The organism is Aeromonas sp. S8(2024), assembly GCF_041403085.1.
Lineage (GTDB): Bacteria > Pseudomonadota > Gammaproteobacteria > Enterobacterales > Aeromonadaceae > Aeromonas > Aeromonas dhakensis.
Window position 1 is genome coordinate 500,117 of the sequence record NZ_JBGLRF010000001.1, and the last position, 13,989, is coordinate 514,105.

Consider the following 13,989-nt stretch of genomic DNA (forward strand, 5'->3'; position numbering starts at 1 on the left):
TTCAACCGGGCACCAGGCCCGGATGGTGTGATCAGTTGCTCAGCGGCTCTATGCTGTCGTGGTGCAGCATGGCGCCAAACCGCTGTTGCAAGAATTGCACGTTGGGATCCTGCTCCAGATCCCGGGTGACCTGCTCCCGCACCCCGAGGTAGAGGCGGTGCTCAATCTCGAGCGGGGTTTCCCGCTCGGGCACCACGCCCAGGGTGACGTTCACCTGTACCGCAAGCCCCAGTTCGGGGCCGATGATCTCGGCCAGATCGGCGCGCGCCCTGTCGCTCACCAGATGGCGCTGCTCGGGTTTGAGAGTCAGCAGCACCTTGTCGCCCTGCTGCTCCATCACCGAATTGATGGCCAGCTGGCGCAGGCGGCCGCCCACACCGGTGCGGGCAATCAGTTCGGCCCAATGGTCGCCGCAATTGGCCAGCAGCGAAGAGGGGATCAATCTGGCCGCCTCCTCACTCCCCTGCGGCTGGTTGTCGCTCTCCAGCTCGTTCCAGTCGATGGTTTCCATGACCGAGGCGGCTGGCTCGATGATGGTCTCCTCAGGGGGCGTTGCAACGGCGGCCGGGGCACTCGGTGCAGCAACCGTCTGCCGGCCGGCATTGCCATCCAGATCCCAGGGCGGCAGATCATCCGCCTGGGGACGCGCGGCAGGCGCTGGCTGCATCACCTGGGTGGTTCGCTCCGGCAAGGGGGCACTGGCGAACGCATCGTTGAAACCTTGATTCAGATACTCTTCGTAGTCGCTGCCGCTCTCTTCATAGGCATCGAGCGGCGGCAACTCATCGTAACCTGACTGGACCGTCTGGGCAGGTGCCTGCACCCGGGGGGCACTCGGGGAGTGGGGCGCTGAGGGCGGCATGGCCGCAGCCGGTGCCACCGGTGCCGGTTTGGCGGCCGCCATCGGCTTGACCGGTGTCGCCCGGGCTGGCGCCGCACTGCCGCTCGGCTCGCCGCGCAGGCGGCTTCGCAGCAGATTGCGCTTGCCCAGCAGGCTCTGCATGCTGGCCACCGTTGAAGAGACACTCCCCTCCCCGCTGTCAGCCACTTCGTCGGTCAGATTCGTTGGGGCGGCGCCTTGTACGGAGGACGCGGGCTCGGCTGCGGCAGGCTGAGCCGTGGGCGCAATAGATTCGGGTGCGGCCTCATAGCCCATCTGCTCGGCTTCACGCAGCAGCTCCGCCTGCTCGGCAAAGAGCGGATCCAGCTCGGCGCCGCCTTCCGGCTCCGCCATGTCAGCCACCTGTGGGTGGGGCTGGGCGGCCTGTCCGGCCTCCTGCGCCCCTTGGTGCTCGACCGATGCAGAAGAAGTAACCGGCGCAGGCGAGTTCGCGGCGTAGGTTGACGGAGCCTGCGGCATCATGCCGGTGGCCGGGGGTAGCTCAACCCCCTCGGGCTTTCCCAAGGTGGGGGCCGTGCTCCTCGCACCAGCGGCGGGCAGGCCACCGAGTGCCGGAGGCAGCGCCGTCAGGCTGGCCGGGTGAAGCACCTCGCGCCGGGGCGAGAAGGCCAGCATCCGCAGGCAGGTCATCTCCAGTGCGGTGCGGCCATCGGGGGCCCAGGGCAGATCCTTGCGGCCACCCAGCACGATCTGATAGCAGAGCTGCACCTCTTCCGGGCTCATGGCCTGGGCCAGCTGCAGCAGGGCATCGGCATCCGCCCCCTGCTCCTGCACGGTAGCCGGCAGCAACTGCGCCATGGCGATGCGATGGAGCAGCCCTTCCAGCTCGGCATGGAGCTGATCAAAGTCGGGGCCCAGGGTCGCTATCTCGGTGATCTTGGCCATGGTGGCGGGTGCATCCTGACGCAGCACAGCTTCCAGCAGCTGGTGCAGATGGCGGTGATCCAGGGTCCCCAGCATGGCCAGCACGCTGTCGGTGCGCACGCTGCCATTGCCGTGGGCCAGCGCCTGATCGGTCAGGCTCAGGGCATCGCGCATGCTGCCATCCGCCGCCTTGGCCAGGGCCAGCAAGGCGCGCGGCTCGAAGGGTTGTCCCTCCTGATCCAGCACCCATTCGAGCTGCTTGGCGATCTGGGTCTGATCCAGACTCTTCAGATGAAACTGCAGGCAGCGCGAGAGGATGGTGATGGGCAGCTTTTGCGGATCCGTGGTGGCCAGCAGGAACTTCACATAGGGGGGCGGCTCTTCCAGGGTTTTCAGCAGCGCGTTGAAGCTGTGGCGCGACAACATGTGCACTTCGTCGATGAGATAAACCTTGAAACGGCCACGGGCCGGTCGGTACTGCACGTTGTCGAGCAGCTCGCGGGTATCTTCCACCTTGGTGCGCGACGCCGCGTCTATCTCCAGCAGATCGACGAAGTTGCCCTGATCGATCTCGCGGCAGGTGTCGCACACGCCGCACGGATGGCTGCTGATCCCCTGCTCGCAGTTGAGGCTCTTGGCCAGGATGCGCGCAATGGTGGTCTTGCCGACCCCGCGAGTACCGCTCAGCAGATAGGCGTGATGCAGCCGTCCCTGATCCAGGGCGTTGGTCAAGGCGGTCAGCACATGATGCTGGCCTACCACTTGTTCAAACGTATGGGGGCGCCATTTACGCGCCAGAACCTGATAGCTCATAGATCTCGATGCAGGGATGACAAGGCATTGAGGCTGGATGCTAACACAAATGCGGGGCGGGCTGTATCGGCTATCGGCCGAGGCGGGAGGGATCGCTTGAATTTCAAACCGATGCCCGCTCGGGCACCGGTTTGGACGCAGGCAACGGGCTGACGAGGCCCGTCTGCGTGATCGGACTGGCGGCTTATTCGCCCGGCAGTTCGACCAGGGAGACCACCTTGACGCCGGCGGCGGTCAGGCGGGCATCACCACCCAGCGACGGCAGGGAGATGATGAAGGCGGCATCGGTCACTTCGCCGCCGGCACGGCGGATCAGCTTGACGGTGGCATCGACGGTGCCGCCGGTAGCCAGCAGATCGTCCACCACCAGTACCTTGTCACCGGGCACGATGGCGTCGGTGTGCAGTTGCAGGGTGTCGGTGCCATATTCGAGGGCGTAGGACTCCTCGATGACGGCGCGGGGCAGCTTGCCCGGCTTGCGAACCGGCACGAAGCCCAGACCCATGGCGAAGGCTACCGGCGCGCCGAAGATGAAGCCGCGCGCTTCGGTACCGACAATCTTGGTGATCCCTTGATCACGATAGTGATTGGCCAGCAGATCGATGGTGGCCTTGAAGGCCTCGGCATTCTCGATCAGGCTGGTGATGTCGCGAAACAGAATGCCCGGCTTCGGATAGTCGGGAATGGTCTTGATGCTCGCTTCGATAAATTTCAGGGTTTCCGGATTCATGGTTTGACCGTTTGTTTTTCGACGCAGATGGTCGTTTCTCTCAGCTTCCCGCCAGCGGGAAATAAAAAGGCCCGTCACGCAAAAATGACGGGCCGACTCCATAGCATTATTGCCGCAATAGCTTAGGGACTTCACTTCTCCATTGCAACTGGCTCCAGCACCGGCAGGCGCATTAACCAGGTGAGCAGGATCACCATTATGGCAATGAGCAGCAGCCTGACCCACAGCAGGGGCACCACCGCCAGCGACACCGAGAAGGAGAGCAGAATAAAGAAAATAGCGCGCCGCCTGGCATGGCGGCGAATGCCGCGATACTGCTGCCAGTCAGCAATGGGAGGCCCGAACCAGGGATGGCTTAGCAGCCAGCGGTGAAAGCGGGGGGACGAGCGGGCAAACAGCCCCGCCGCCAGCAGCATGAAGGGGGTGGTCGGCAGCAGGGGCAGGACTATCCCGACTATCCCGGTGGCGAAGGCAAGCCAGCCCAGGGCCATCAGACACCAGCGTTTCATGGGTACTCCTCTGAATGTATCTCTGCCTTTAGCCTAACAGAGTTGGCCTGGAAGCTGACAGCCTGGCCCAGGCGGTGGCTGTCGATTGGGTTCATCGAGTGGCCAAACGGCTGACAATCCCGGCCATTGCCACTACAATCTGCGCTCTTTTTTCTCTGTTTGCCCTGCGGAACCGGTTATGCGCGTTATTTTGGCCCCCATGCAGGGGGTGCTGGATCACTTGATGCGGGAGGTGCTCACCTCCGTCAACGACTACGACCTCTGCGTCAGCGAATTCATCCGGGTGGTCGATCAGCTGCTGCCGGCCAAGGTGTTCCATCGCCTCTGCCCCGAGCTCAAGCAGGACGGCAAGACCCGGGCCGGCACGCCGGTGCGGGTACAGCTGCTGGGCCAACACCCCGAATGGCTGGCCGAGAACGCGCTGCGCGCCATCGAGCTTGGCTCCCCCGGCGTCGATCTCAACTTTGGCTGCCCCGCCCCCACGGTCAACAAGAGCAAGGGAGGGGCCGTGCTGCTCAAGGAGCCCGAGACCATCTATCGCATCGTCAAGGCGGTGCGCGAAGCGGTGCCGGCCAATCTGCCGGTGAGCGCCAAGATCCGCCTCGGCTACGATGACAAGGATCTCTATCTGGAGAACGCCCAGGCGGTTCATCAGGCCGGGGCCAACGAGCTGGCCGTGCACGCCCGCACCAAGCGCGAAGGCTACAAGGCGCCGGCTCACTGGGAGTATGTGGACGCCATTCGCCGTGCCCTGCCCATCCCGGTCACCGCCAACGGCGAGATCTGGAACCATGCCGATGCCCTCGCCTGCGCCCGGGTGTCCGGCTGCGATGCCCTGATGGTGGGCCGCGGCGCCATCTCGTTGCCCAACCTGGCCAACGTGATGAAGACCGGCTGTGCCCACATGAGCTGGGCCGAGGTGCTGCAGTTGATGGTGAGCTACACCGAGCAGGATTTGGCCAGCGAGAAGGCCGACTACTACCCGAGTCGCATCAAGCAGTGGTTCAGCTACCTCAAGCGGGAGTATCCCGAGGCAGACCAGCTGTTTCAGGAGATCCGGGTACTCAAGGAGACCCATCCCATTCGGGACGCCCTGCTGCAGGCCGCGAAAACTGTGATCTAACCGTTCTTTACTTGACGCATATCATCTTGATAATCCTGTCGCTTCCCTATACTGCCCACAATTTGTTATTCGTCCGTTGGGGGCTAGTGTGTGTGAAATGACGCAAGCTCAGTTGGCCGTGTGGCGTGATCGCCTGCTGACTGACTGGGCGCAAGTAAGAGAAGAGCTGATCGGTCAGCTCAAAGCCTGTCGGCGTGACGAGTGGGCGGAGCAGGTGGATCACTGCGAGCGGGATCAGCTGGTCGATCTCACCAGCCGCCTCGACTTGCCCAAGGTGGAGCAGAGCGTGGCCAGGCTCAAGCGGATCGATGCCGCCCTCTGCCAGATGGATCTGGGCCTCTATGGCCTCTGCTCCGACTGCGAGGAGCCGCTGGCCATCGAATCGCTGGAGCAGGACCCGACCCTGCAACGTTGCCCGCGCTGCGAAGCCCGCTATCGCAAGGGATTCCACGCCCACGAGCTCTGAGGGATGCACCTTCGTGCATTCTTTCCCCCGGGCTGGTCAGCCCGACATTTCTATTCAATAATCAACAACAACCACGCTGAACAGGGATAGCTCCGTGTACAGAGTCTTGTTGTTATGGTGTTTGTGCACCGCCGCGTGGGCGCAGGAGTCACTGCAGGTGGGCTGGGCCAGCTGGCACCCGTTCAGCTTTCGCGACGAACAGCAGCAGCTGCAGGGGCTGGACATCGACCTGCTGCAAGCCATCTTCAGCCGAGCCGGCTTTAGCGCCAGCTACAGCGAGATGCCCTGGGCCCGCGTACTGCGCGAGCTGGAGTTCGGCACTATCCAGCTCACCATGTCCGCCAACCAGACCGCCGAGCGCGAGCGGTACGCCCGCTTCAGCCTGCCCTATCGCAACGAAGAGACTGTGCTGCTGGTGCGCCGTCAGGACAGGGCTCGCTGGCAAGGGATCACCCAACTCTCGGACCTGCTGCCACGGCAGGATTTCACCATAGGGATGATGCGTGATTTTGATTACGGCACCGATTTTCGCACCTTCATGCAATCGCCCCAGATGCAGGATCGGCTGCTGGCCCGCCTGCGGATGGAGCCCTTGCTCAAGCTGCTGCTGGCCGGTCGCATTCAGGGGGTGGTCATCGACCCCATGGGGCTGCAGGAGATGAACCTGGCCGGTATCCCGCTCGATGACCTCACCCCCCTGCTCAATATCCAGCGCACACCGGTGCATCTGATGCTGAGCCGGCGCACCACCACGCCAGCCCAGCTGCACCGGCTGGACGAGGCCATCCAGGCGCTGCTCACCAGCCCGGAATACACCCAGATCCTGGCCCGCTATCGTTATCAGTTGCCGCCCATCAGATGAAAAAACGGGCCAAGTGGGCCCGTTCTCTTATGCGCTATCTCATTGGGCCAACAGATGGCCAACCAGCTCAAAGCGCCAGCCCTGCAGCAGCATGGGCTTGTCGGCCCGGGTCCGCTCTTCGTCGCTCATGCGCCAGCTCCAGGTGAAGTACTGGTGAATGATCTTCTTGCTGGCCACCAGTTCGGGCGGAATATTGCTGGCCTTGGCCTTCTCTTCCACCATCCCCTTGATGCGCTTGAGCTCGGCCTTGTATTGGGGGTAATCCACCAGCCGGCGAATGGGCTCGGGCCAGCCGGCGGGATCGCTCTGCTGGGCGGCGGCCACGATATCCAGCATCCGCTTGCCGTGGATCTTGATCTCGATGGGGGCCAGCCCCAGCTCGTTCAGATCCCGCAGAGAGGTGGGCTTGCGCTCCGCCACCTTGAACAGGTGCAGCTCCTTGACCACGAAGTTGAGGGCCAGATCCCGGCGCACCGCCTCCTGCTGACGCCAGGCGGCCAGCTCGCGCAGTATCGCCAGCTCGCGGCGTCCCAGCTGCCAGGCGTTGACGATGTCGAGATAGGCCTGACGGGGATCGCTGCTCTGGGTCTTGCGGGCGGAGTGGTTCTGACACTCCTGCTCGAACCAGGCGAACTTGCCGCTTTCACGCAGCGCCGCCATCACCTTGTCGTAGAGAGGCAGCAGATAGAAGACGTCGGCCGCCGCATATTCGAGCTGACGGGGGGTGAGCGGACGCGCCAGCCAGTCGGTGCGCGCCTGATCCTTTTCCAGCGTCACGCCGAGAAACTCGTTGACCAGGGCGCCGAAGCCCACCGAGACCCCGTGGCCCAGAAAGGCTGCCGCCAGCTGGGTGTCGTGCATCTGGTTGGGCAGATGACCCGCCTGATGCTGGATGAGCTCCAGATCTTCGCCGGAGGCGTGCAAAATGGCGATCTGCCCTGCCCGACCGAGTCGCTGCCAGAGGGAGGAGAGATCCAGCGTCAAGGGATCCAGCAGCGCCAGCTGATGGCCGTCGTAGATCTGGAACAGGCCCAGCTGGGGGTAATAGGTACGGGTGCGGACGAATTCAGTATCGATGGCCAGGGGAACGTCGGCCAGGGAGGCGAGATACTGATCCAGTTCGGCTTGCTGTGAAATGAGTTGATAATGCATCTGTGCCTGCGCGTTGATCAGGGCCAAAAGAAAAAACCGTGGGCTGACCCACGGTTTTGCATAACGACGGCATGCTGCTTGGCAGCGCCACGCCGGTTACTGCTTGGCAATCTCCTCGTCGCGCAGCACGCGGCGCAGGATCTTGCCCACATTGGTCTTGGGAAGTTCGTCACGAAATTCTACCAGTTTCGGGACCTTATAGGCAGTCAGATGTTTGCGGCAGTGCGCAATAATCTCGTCTTCCAGCAGCTTTGGATCTTTCTTGACCACGAAGATCTTCACCAGCTCGCCGGAGACCTTGTGCGGTACGCCGACGGCGGCCACTTCCAGCACTTTCGGGTGGAGCGCCACCACGTCTTCAATTTCGTTCGGATAGACGTTGAAACCGGAGACCAGGATCATGTCTTTCTTGCGATCGACGATCTTGAAGAAACCCTGCTCGTCGCACACCGCGATATCGCCGGTACAGAGCCAGCCATCCTGCATCACCTCGGCGGTGGCTTCCGGCCGCTGCCAGTAACCGCTCATCACCTGCGGGCCGCGTACCTGCATCTCCCCCGGTTTGCCGAGTTCGTGGATCACCTGACCGTTGTCATCCACCAGCCGGATGTCGGTGGAGCAGACCGGCAGGCCGATGGAACCGTTATAGTCCACCAAATCGTAGGGGCAGACGCTCACCAGGGGTGAACACTCGGTCAGACCGTAACCTTCCAGCAGCGGGGTGTCGGTCAACGCCTTCCACTGCTCGGCCACCGCCCGCTGCACCGCCATGCCGCCGCCGATGGTGAGCTTGAGCTTGTCAAACGGCATGCTCTGGAACTCGCCATTGTTGACCAGCGCGTTGAACAGGGTGTTGACCCCGGTGATGCAGGTGAAGGGGTACTTCTTGATCTCTTTGACAAAGCCCGGGATGTCACGCGGGTTGCTGATCAGCAGGTTGTAGCCACCCAGACGCATGAACAGCAGGCAGTTCACGGTCAGCGCGAAGACGTGGTAGAGCGGCAGTGCGGTGACCACGAACTCCTTGCCCCGCTCCAGCATGGGACCATAGACGCCGAGGCACTGCTCCACGTTGGCAATCATGTTGCGGTGGGTCAGCATGGCCCCCTTGGAGAGGCCGGTGGTGCCGCCGGTGTACTGCAGGAAGGCGAGATCGTCGTTGTTGATCTCGGGCTTGATGTACTGCAGATAACGACCCTTGGCCAGCGCCTGACGCATGGTGCTGGCGTGGGGCAGATTGTACTTGGGCACCAGCTTCTTGACGTATTTCACCACGAAGTTGACCAGGGTTCCCTTGGCCAGCCCCAGGTTGTCCCCCATCCGGGTCAAGATCACGTGCTTGACCGGGGTGTCATAGACCACTTTTTCCAGGGTGTGGGCAAAGTTGGAGACGATGACGATGGCCTTGGCGCCGGAGTCCTTGAGCTGATGCTCCAGCTCGCGCGGGGTGTAGAGCGGGTTGACGTTGACCACTATCATGCCGGCACGCAGGATGCCGAACACGGCGATGGGGTACTGCAGCAGGTTGGGCATCATCACGGCGACCCGGTCGCCCTGACTCAGCTTGAGCTCGTTTTGCAGGTAGGCGGCAAAGGCGCGGGACTGCTCCTCGAGACGACGATAGGTAATGGTCTGCCCCATATTGACGAAGGCAGGCTGGTCGGCGAATTCGGTCACCGACTCTTCAAACATCTCGACCAGGGAGCTGTATTGGTCTGGATTGATCTCGGCGGGCACCCCTTCTGGATAACGCTTCAGCCAGACTTTTTCCACGAACTTCTCCTGCATAACTAGCACCTGTGCGCTCACTGTGTTGCCTCCGTCCCTGTTCACATCCATTTCAAGCAGTTGTTTTAAGCTCATACTCTAATGCCGCCCATATTTACATAGGGCAACATCAATTAACAGCGAATTAACAACAGAAAAATGTGAGGGGGAAGACAAACCTGGAATTATTGAAAGCCGCCGATTCTACCGAATTTGACAAAATTTTTCGATACAAACCGCGGTCTCTGCCGAATTTTCCATATGAAAATGGTGGTTTCCCGCCAAAACGACCCGCTCAATGCGTGTAAAGGCGGCATGACGCTCTCCCCACTGTACCTGCAGGCTGGCAAATCCCTCGCGGCCGGCGATAAACAGCACGGGACAGGCAATGGCCCGGATCAGGGCCTGGGCCTGCCCCTCGCTCATGCGCATGGGGGAGAGATCCCGCAGACGGGGATCGCTGCGCCAGTGCCAGCGCCCTGCCCGCTCTTCCAGCTGCCGCTCGCAGATAAGGCGTGCCGCCTGCGGCGTGATGTCCGCCACCTTGCAGCGCGCCGTCACCGCCTCGTCGATGGAGGCAAAGCCTTGGGAGGCTCGCTCGCGGGTTCGGCTGCGGTTGAGGATGGCCCGGCGCAGTTGCTCCGGCACGGCGTCGTCCGGCTGACTGAGGGGCCCGAGCCCCTCCAGCAGAATGAGCCGCTCCACCTGCTCGGGGAAGACCCCGGCATAGGCGGAGGAAATCAGCGCTCCGAGGGAGTGACCCAGCAGCGCAAAGCGCGACCAGCCGGCCGCCTGGGTGATCTGATAGAGATCGTCCAGCCAGTCGACAAAGACATAGGGTGTGTTCTTGTGATCCGAGTGACCGTGCCCCGGCAGATCGACACAGACGAGGTGAAAATGAGTCAGATAGGGGGCCAGGGGCACAAAGCTTGCGCTGTTGTCGAGCCAGCCATGCAGGGCAAGCAGCAGCGGTTTGTCCCTCTGCTCCCCCTGCGCCGGCAGGCTCTCGAGCAAGGCAACCCGGCGGCCGTCCGCCAGGGTCAGGAAGCGCTCTTGCAGCAAGGTGTTCATGCCTAGCTCCTAGCGGCGCAGCGGCCGTCTCGGCCAGTAGGGATCATAGAAGGGGTCATAGAAGTAGGGATCCATGTAGCGAACCTCCACCTCCTTGACCGGCGGCCACAGCTTGCTGCCCGTCACCTTGAGCACCGAGAAGCGATATTTGTGCTCGCCAATCTGGCTGTCCACCGGCTGGGCTATGGTGCCGAGCACCGTCAGGCTGCGCCCCTTGGCATAGAGGGTCGGGTCGACAAAACCCTGCATGATGGCCAGAAAACGGCCCGGGCTCTGTTCGGTCTGCTCCGGCACCCCGTTGGACTTGAGCGGCAGATAGACCACCTCGATGACGCTCTGATCCGCCTTGTTGTGTACCGACGAGATGACGCCGCTCCAGCGGGCCGGCTTGCCTTCCAGGCCGGCAAGGGCCGGCTGGTAGGCCACCAGCTGGTTGGCGGGCTCATAGGCCAGCTCTTGCGGGACCGAGCTGCAGGCACCGAGCAGAAGGCCGGCGGCCCCCATCACCATTGCACGCTTCAACATGTCACTCTCCTTGGGTCGGGCTGGGCCCGACCTCTCAACCGCCCGCATGGGGCCTGTGTCGACCGGCATGAGCGACAAGTCTGCCACTCCTGCCCTTATTCGCGACCCGGCAGCTTCTTCCAGGTCACCTTGTCACGCAAATATACCGGGGTCGCCTGCTCGACCGCCACCGCCTCGCCGGCCAGCCAGGCGCTACGGGCAAGCGGCAGCATGTCCTCTGCCGCCGGGAAGCGTACCTGGCTCGCCACCAGCTCGTCGGCCAGCGCAGCGAGGGTCTCGCCATAGGTCTCAAATCCGGTACCGACGCGGGTAAAGCTGCCCGGCAGCATGCCGCGGGACGCCACCAGTGCGGCGGGGCCGCTCACCACCTCTTCGCCCACCAGCTGGATGCGGCCATCGATGAGCTCATAATGGCCGAAGTAGACCTCGTCCATGCGCGCATCGATGGCGGTCAACACCCGCTCGGCGCCGTCCAGCCGATGAGCCCCCTGCGCCATGGCGGCCAGGGTGGAGATACCGATCAGCGGTACACCTGCGCCCAGCGCCAGCCCCTGCGCCACGCCGATGCCGATCCGCACCCCGGTAAAGGAGCCGGGACCGCGGCCAAAGGCGATGGCATCGAGCTCGTCCAAGGTTACCCCGGCCTCGTCCAACACAGCCTGAACCATGGGCAGGATTTTACGGGTGTGATCCCGCGGCGCCTCTTCCCAACGGGAGAATACCTTTTCCCCCACCAGCAAGGCGGCGGAGCAGGCTTCGGTGGCGGTATCTACGGCCAGGATCTTCAACTCGTTCATGCTTTCCAATCTCTATAAAATCAGTCAATTACATAATCTGCAAGCAGGCTCTGCCAGCAGTTTTCACATTCTGGTGCGCGCATTGCGGAGCATTCTGCCCCTATCGGCAGCGTGGCCGCCTCGCCAGTGCACGGGTGCGCAGCATCTTCGGTAGATTCAGCCCTTGCGATCGAAAAAACCGCCCAGGGTGGCCAGCTCCCGGGTCCGAGGAATGGCAGGCAGGCTCTTGATGAAGGTCGCGCCGTAGGGTTTGTTGACCATGCGGGGATCACAGATGACCAGTACGCCGTGATCACTGCGATCACGAATGAGCCGCCCCACCCCCTGCTTCAAGGCAATCACCGCCTTGGGCAGCTGGATATCGGCGAAGGGATCACCGCCCCTGAGCTTGCAATCATCCACCCGCGCCTTCAGCAGCGGATCGTCGGGGCTGGCAAACGGCAGCTTGTCGATGATAACACAGGAGAGCGCGGCACCACGCACGTCGATCCCCTCCCAGAAGCTGCTGGTCGCCACCAGCACGGCGCGGCCATTCTCGACGAACTCCTTGAGCAGCCGCTGCTTGTTGTCCTCCCCCTGCAGCAACACGGTGCGACCGATCTCCCGGCGCAGCACCTCGGCCACCTGGCGCATCACCTGATGACTGGTACAGAGGAAGAAACAGCCCCCCGGCGTCTTGTTGATGAGCGGGATCATCAGGTTGGCCAGCTGCTCGCCCCGACCAAAGGCATTGGGCTCGGGCAGAAAGCGCGGCACGCACAGGCGCGCCTGCTCGCCATAGTCGAACGGACTGTCCAGGATAAGCTCGGCGCTGCCGGCCAGCCCCAACTCCGCCTTGAAGTGATCAAAGCGCATGTCCACCGTCAGCGTCGCCGAGGTAAACACCCAGGCCACCTCGGGGCGCAGCACCTCGGCGCCAAAGCGCTCGGCCACCGACAGCGGGGTCAGATTGAGGGTGAAATGGAGCCGCGAGCAGTCATACCAGTAGGAGAAACCGGTCTGGTTGACCGCCAGCACCTCGCCAAGGCGAGTACGCAGCTCGCTGATGCGCTCGAAACAGTGGTCAAGCTGCTCCCCTCGTCCCAGCGCCAGCTTCAGCACCTCGTAACACAGGCCGAGGGCATCGTTGAGGCGGGCCAGCGCCTGGCCCCAGAGCGGTTGGCGCAACATGTCGCGGGTGTTGCCACGACCGCCGTCCACCCCGAAGGCGAGCCGCAAATCCTGGCTCGCGATGGCGAGCCTGTCCGCCGCCTTGCCAAGCTGGCCCATGTCGTGGGCCTCGGCCCGATAGGCAAGCTGGATATCCTGCGCCAGATCCTGGATGGTGCGGCTGCCCACCGACTTGCCGAAGTAGTTGGTGGCGATCTCGGGCAGCTGGTGCGCTTCGTCAAACACATAGACCTGCGCCTCTGGCACCAGCTCGCCAAATCCGGTGTCTTTCACCGCCATGTCGGCGAAGAAAAGGTGATGGTTGATCACCACCACCTGGGCATCCATGGCGCGGCGGCGGGCCACCACCAGATGGCAGTCGTCGTAATAGGGGCAATCGCGGCCGAGGCAGTTTTCATTGGTGCTGGTGACGTGCGCGAGGATCTCGGCGTTCTCCTGCAGCCCCGGAATATCCCCCACGTCGCCGTTGTCGGTGGCGGTGGACCAGGACTTCACCTTGACCAGGTCGTTGAGCACTTCCGGTTTTTGCAGGTGGGATTCGCTGAGCAGCCGGTTCATCCGCTCGATGCACAGATAGTTGCTGCGCCCCTTGAGCAGAGCCACCGGCGGGGTATAGGAGAGTGCGCCGGTGATGGTCGGCAGGTCTCGATAGAAGAGCTGTTCCTGCAGGTTTTTGGAGCCGGTGCTGATCACTACCCGCTTGCCGGACTCCAGCGCCGGCACCAGATAGGCGTAGGTTTTGCCGGTACCTGTGCCCGCCTCCACCAGCAAGCGACCGTGTGACTTGATGGCGCTTGCCACCGCTTCGGCCATCTCCAGTTGCGGGGCGCGGGCGACAAAACCGTCGATATGGCTGGCCAGAGGGCCGTCTGGCTTGAACAGGGTCTGGATGGTCAAAAGGGCGTCCCGCTGCAACAAAAGGGGGCATTATGCCAAAAAGGTGGCAAAAGCGGGACTGACTTCTGTCCCTAGACGAAGAGATCGATCTGGTGATCGGGGTCCGGCTTGTGATCGTCCTCTTCAGGCTTTTCCTGATCACGCTTGGCCGAGGGGTAAGGCTGCTGGCGCTGCTGGGAGTCACCGTTGTCGGTGCTGGTCTTGCGCAGCTGATGCTTCTGGCTGATCTGGGTTACTTCCCGCTTGATGTCGTCACTGCTCGGCGCGGCCGGCGCCCTGGGCAGAATGGGGAATAACAGGTCCTGGCTGGGCATGATGTCGCCTCCTCTGGCTCACCTTGTC

13 protein-coding genes are annotated in these 13,989 nt (G+C 62.8%); 3 read left to right on the plus strand and 10 right to left on the minus strand.

The window, feature by feature from the left end; all coding sequences use genetic code 11:
* Positions 1–31 precede the first annotated feature (31 nt).
* From dnaX to ACB031_RS02160, 3 genes are all read right to left on the minus strand, one after another.
* Complete coding sequence (gene dnaX / locus ACB031_RS02150; protein ID WP_371138899.1) at positions 32–2,578, minus strand: DNA polymerase III subunit gamma/tau; 2,547 nt, start codon at positions 2,576–2,578, stop codon at positions 32–34.
* Between the two features lie 184 nt (positions 2,579–2,762).
* Positions 2,763–3,308 (minus strand): adenine phosphoribosyltransferase, encoded by a 546-nt coding sequence (gene apt / locus ACB031_RS02155; RefSeq protein ID WP_371138900.1) that lies wholly within the window; start codon positions 3,306–3,308, stop codon positions 2,763–2,765.
* A 131-nt stretch (positions 3,309–3,439) separates the two neighbouring features.
* Complete coding sequence (locus tag ACB031_RS02160) at positions 3,440–3,817, minus strand: YbaN family protein (RefSeq protein WP_244364297.1); 378 nt, start codon at positions 3,815–3,817, stop codon at positions 3,440–3,442.
* A gap of 178 nt (positions 3,818–3,995) precedes the next feature.
* On the opposite strand from ACB031_RS02160, the gene dusC reads away from it, so the two are divergent.
* From dusC to ACB031_RS02175, 3 genes are all read left to right on the plus strand, one after another.
* A complete protein-coding gene (gene dusC, locus ACB031_RS02165; protein ID WP_371138901.1) occupies positions 3,996–4,940 on the plus strand; it encodes a tRNA dihydrouridine(16) synthase DusC in 945 nt (314 codons plus the stop codon).
* 97 nt (positions 4,941–5,037) lie between these two features.
* The gene (locus ACB031_RS02170; RefSeq protein WP_017782825.1) at positions 5,038–5,406 is read left to right on the plus strand and encodes an RNA polymerase-binding protein DksA; all 369 of its coding nucleotides are present in this window, start codon (positions 5,038–5,040) and stop codon (positions 5,404–5,406) included.
* Positions 5,407–5,500: 94 nt separating this feature from the next.
* Positions 5,501–6,268 (plus strand): ABC transporter substrate-binding protein, encoded by a 768-nt coding sequence (locus tag ACB031_RS02175; RefSeq protein ID WP_017778993.1) that lies wholly within the window; start codon positions 5,501–5,503, stop codon positions 6,266–6,268.
* A gap of 39 nt (positions 6,269–6,307) precedes the next feature.
* On the opposite strand, the gene rnd is transcribed toward ACB031_RS02175, so the two are convergent.
* From rnd to ACB031_RS02210, 7 genes are all read right to left on the minus strand, one after another.
* Positions 6,308–7,420: a ribonuclease D gene (gene rnd / locus ACB031_RS02180; RefSeq protein ID WP_371138902.1), complete on the minus strand. Its 1,113-nt coding sequence runs from the start codon at positions 7,418–7,420 to the stop codon at positions 6,308–6,310.
* A 96-nt stretch (positions 7,421–7,516) separates the two neighbouring features.
* Positions 7,517–9,193 (minus strand): long-chain-fatty-acid--CoA ligase FadD, encoded by a 1,677-nt coding sequence (gene fadD / locus ACB031_RS02185; RefSeq protein ID WP_080632946.1) that lies wholly within the window; start codon positions 9,191–9,193, stop codon positions 7,517–7,519.
* 198 nt (positions 9,194–9,391) lie between these two features.
* Positions 9,392–10,258: an alpha/beta hydrolase gene (locus tag ACB031_RS02190; RefSeq protein ID WP_279700023.1), complete on the minus strand. Its 867-nt coding sequence runs from the start codon at positions 10,256–10,258 to the stop codon at positions 9,392–9,394.
* A gap of 9 nt (positions 10,259–10,267) precedes the next feature.
* Positions 10,268–10,783, minus strand: a complete 516-nt coding sequence (locus ACB031_RS02195) for a Slp family lipoprotein (RefSeq protein WP_010633940.1) — start codon at positions 10,781–10,783, stop codon at positions 10,268–10,270.
* Between the two features lie 95 nt (positions 10,784–10,878).
* Positions 10,879–11,580 (minus strand): tRNA (adenosine(37)-N6)-threonylcarbamoyltransferase complex dimerization subunit type 1 TsaB, encoded by a 702-nt coding sequence (gene tsaB / locus ACB031_RS02200; protein ID WP_017788102.1) that lies wholly within the window; start codon positions 11,578–11,580, stop codon positions 10,879–10,881.
* Positions 11,581–11,736: 156 nt separating this feature from the next.
* Positions 11,737–13,647 carry an ATP-dependent DNA helicase gene (locus ACB031_RS02205; protein ID WP_042006787.1) on the minus strand — a complete coding sequence of 637 codons (1,911 nt, stop codon included), beginning with the start codon at positions 13,645–13,647 and terminating at the stop codon, positions 11,737–11,739.
* Positions 13,648–13,718: 71 nt separating this feature from the next.
* Positions 13,719–13,961, minus strand: coding sequence for a hypothetical protein (locus tag ACB031_RS02210; RefSeq protein WP_005301068.1), 243 nt, complete (start codon positions 13,959–13,961; stop codon positions 13,719–13,721).
* Between the last annotated feature and the right edge of the window lie 28 nt (positions 13,962–13,989).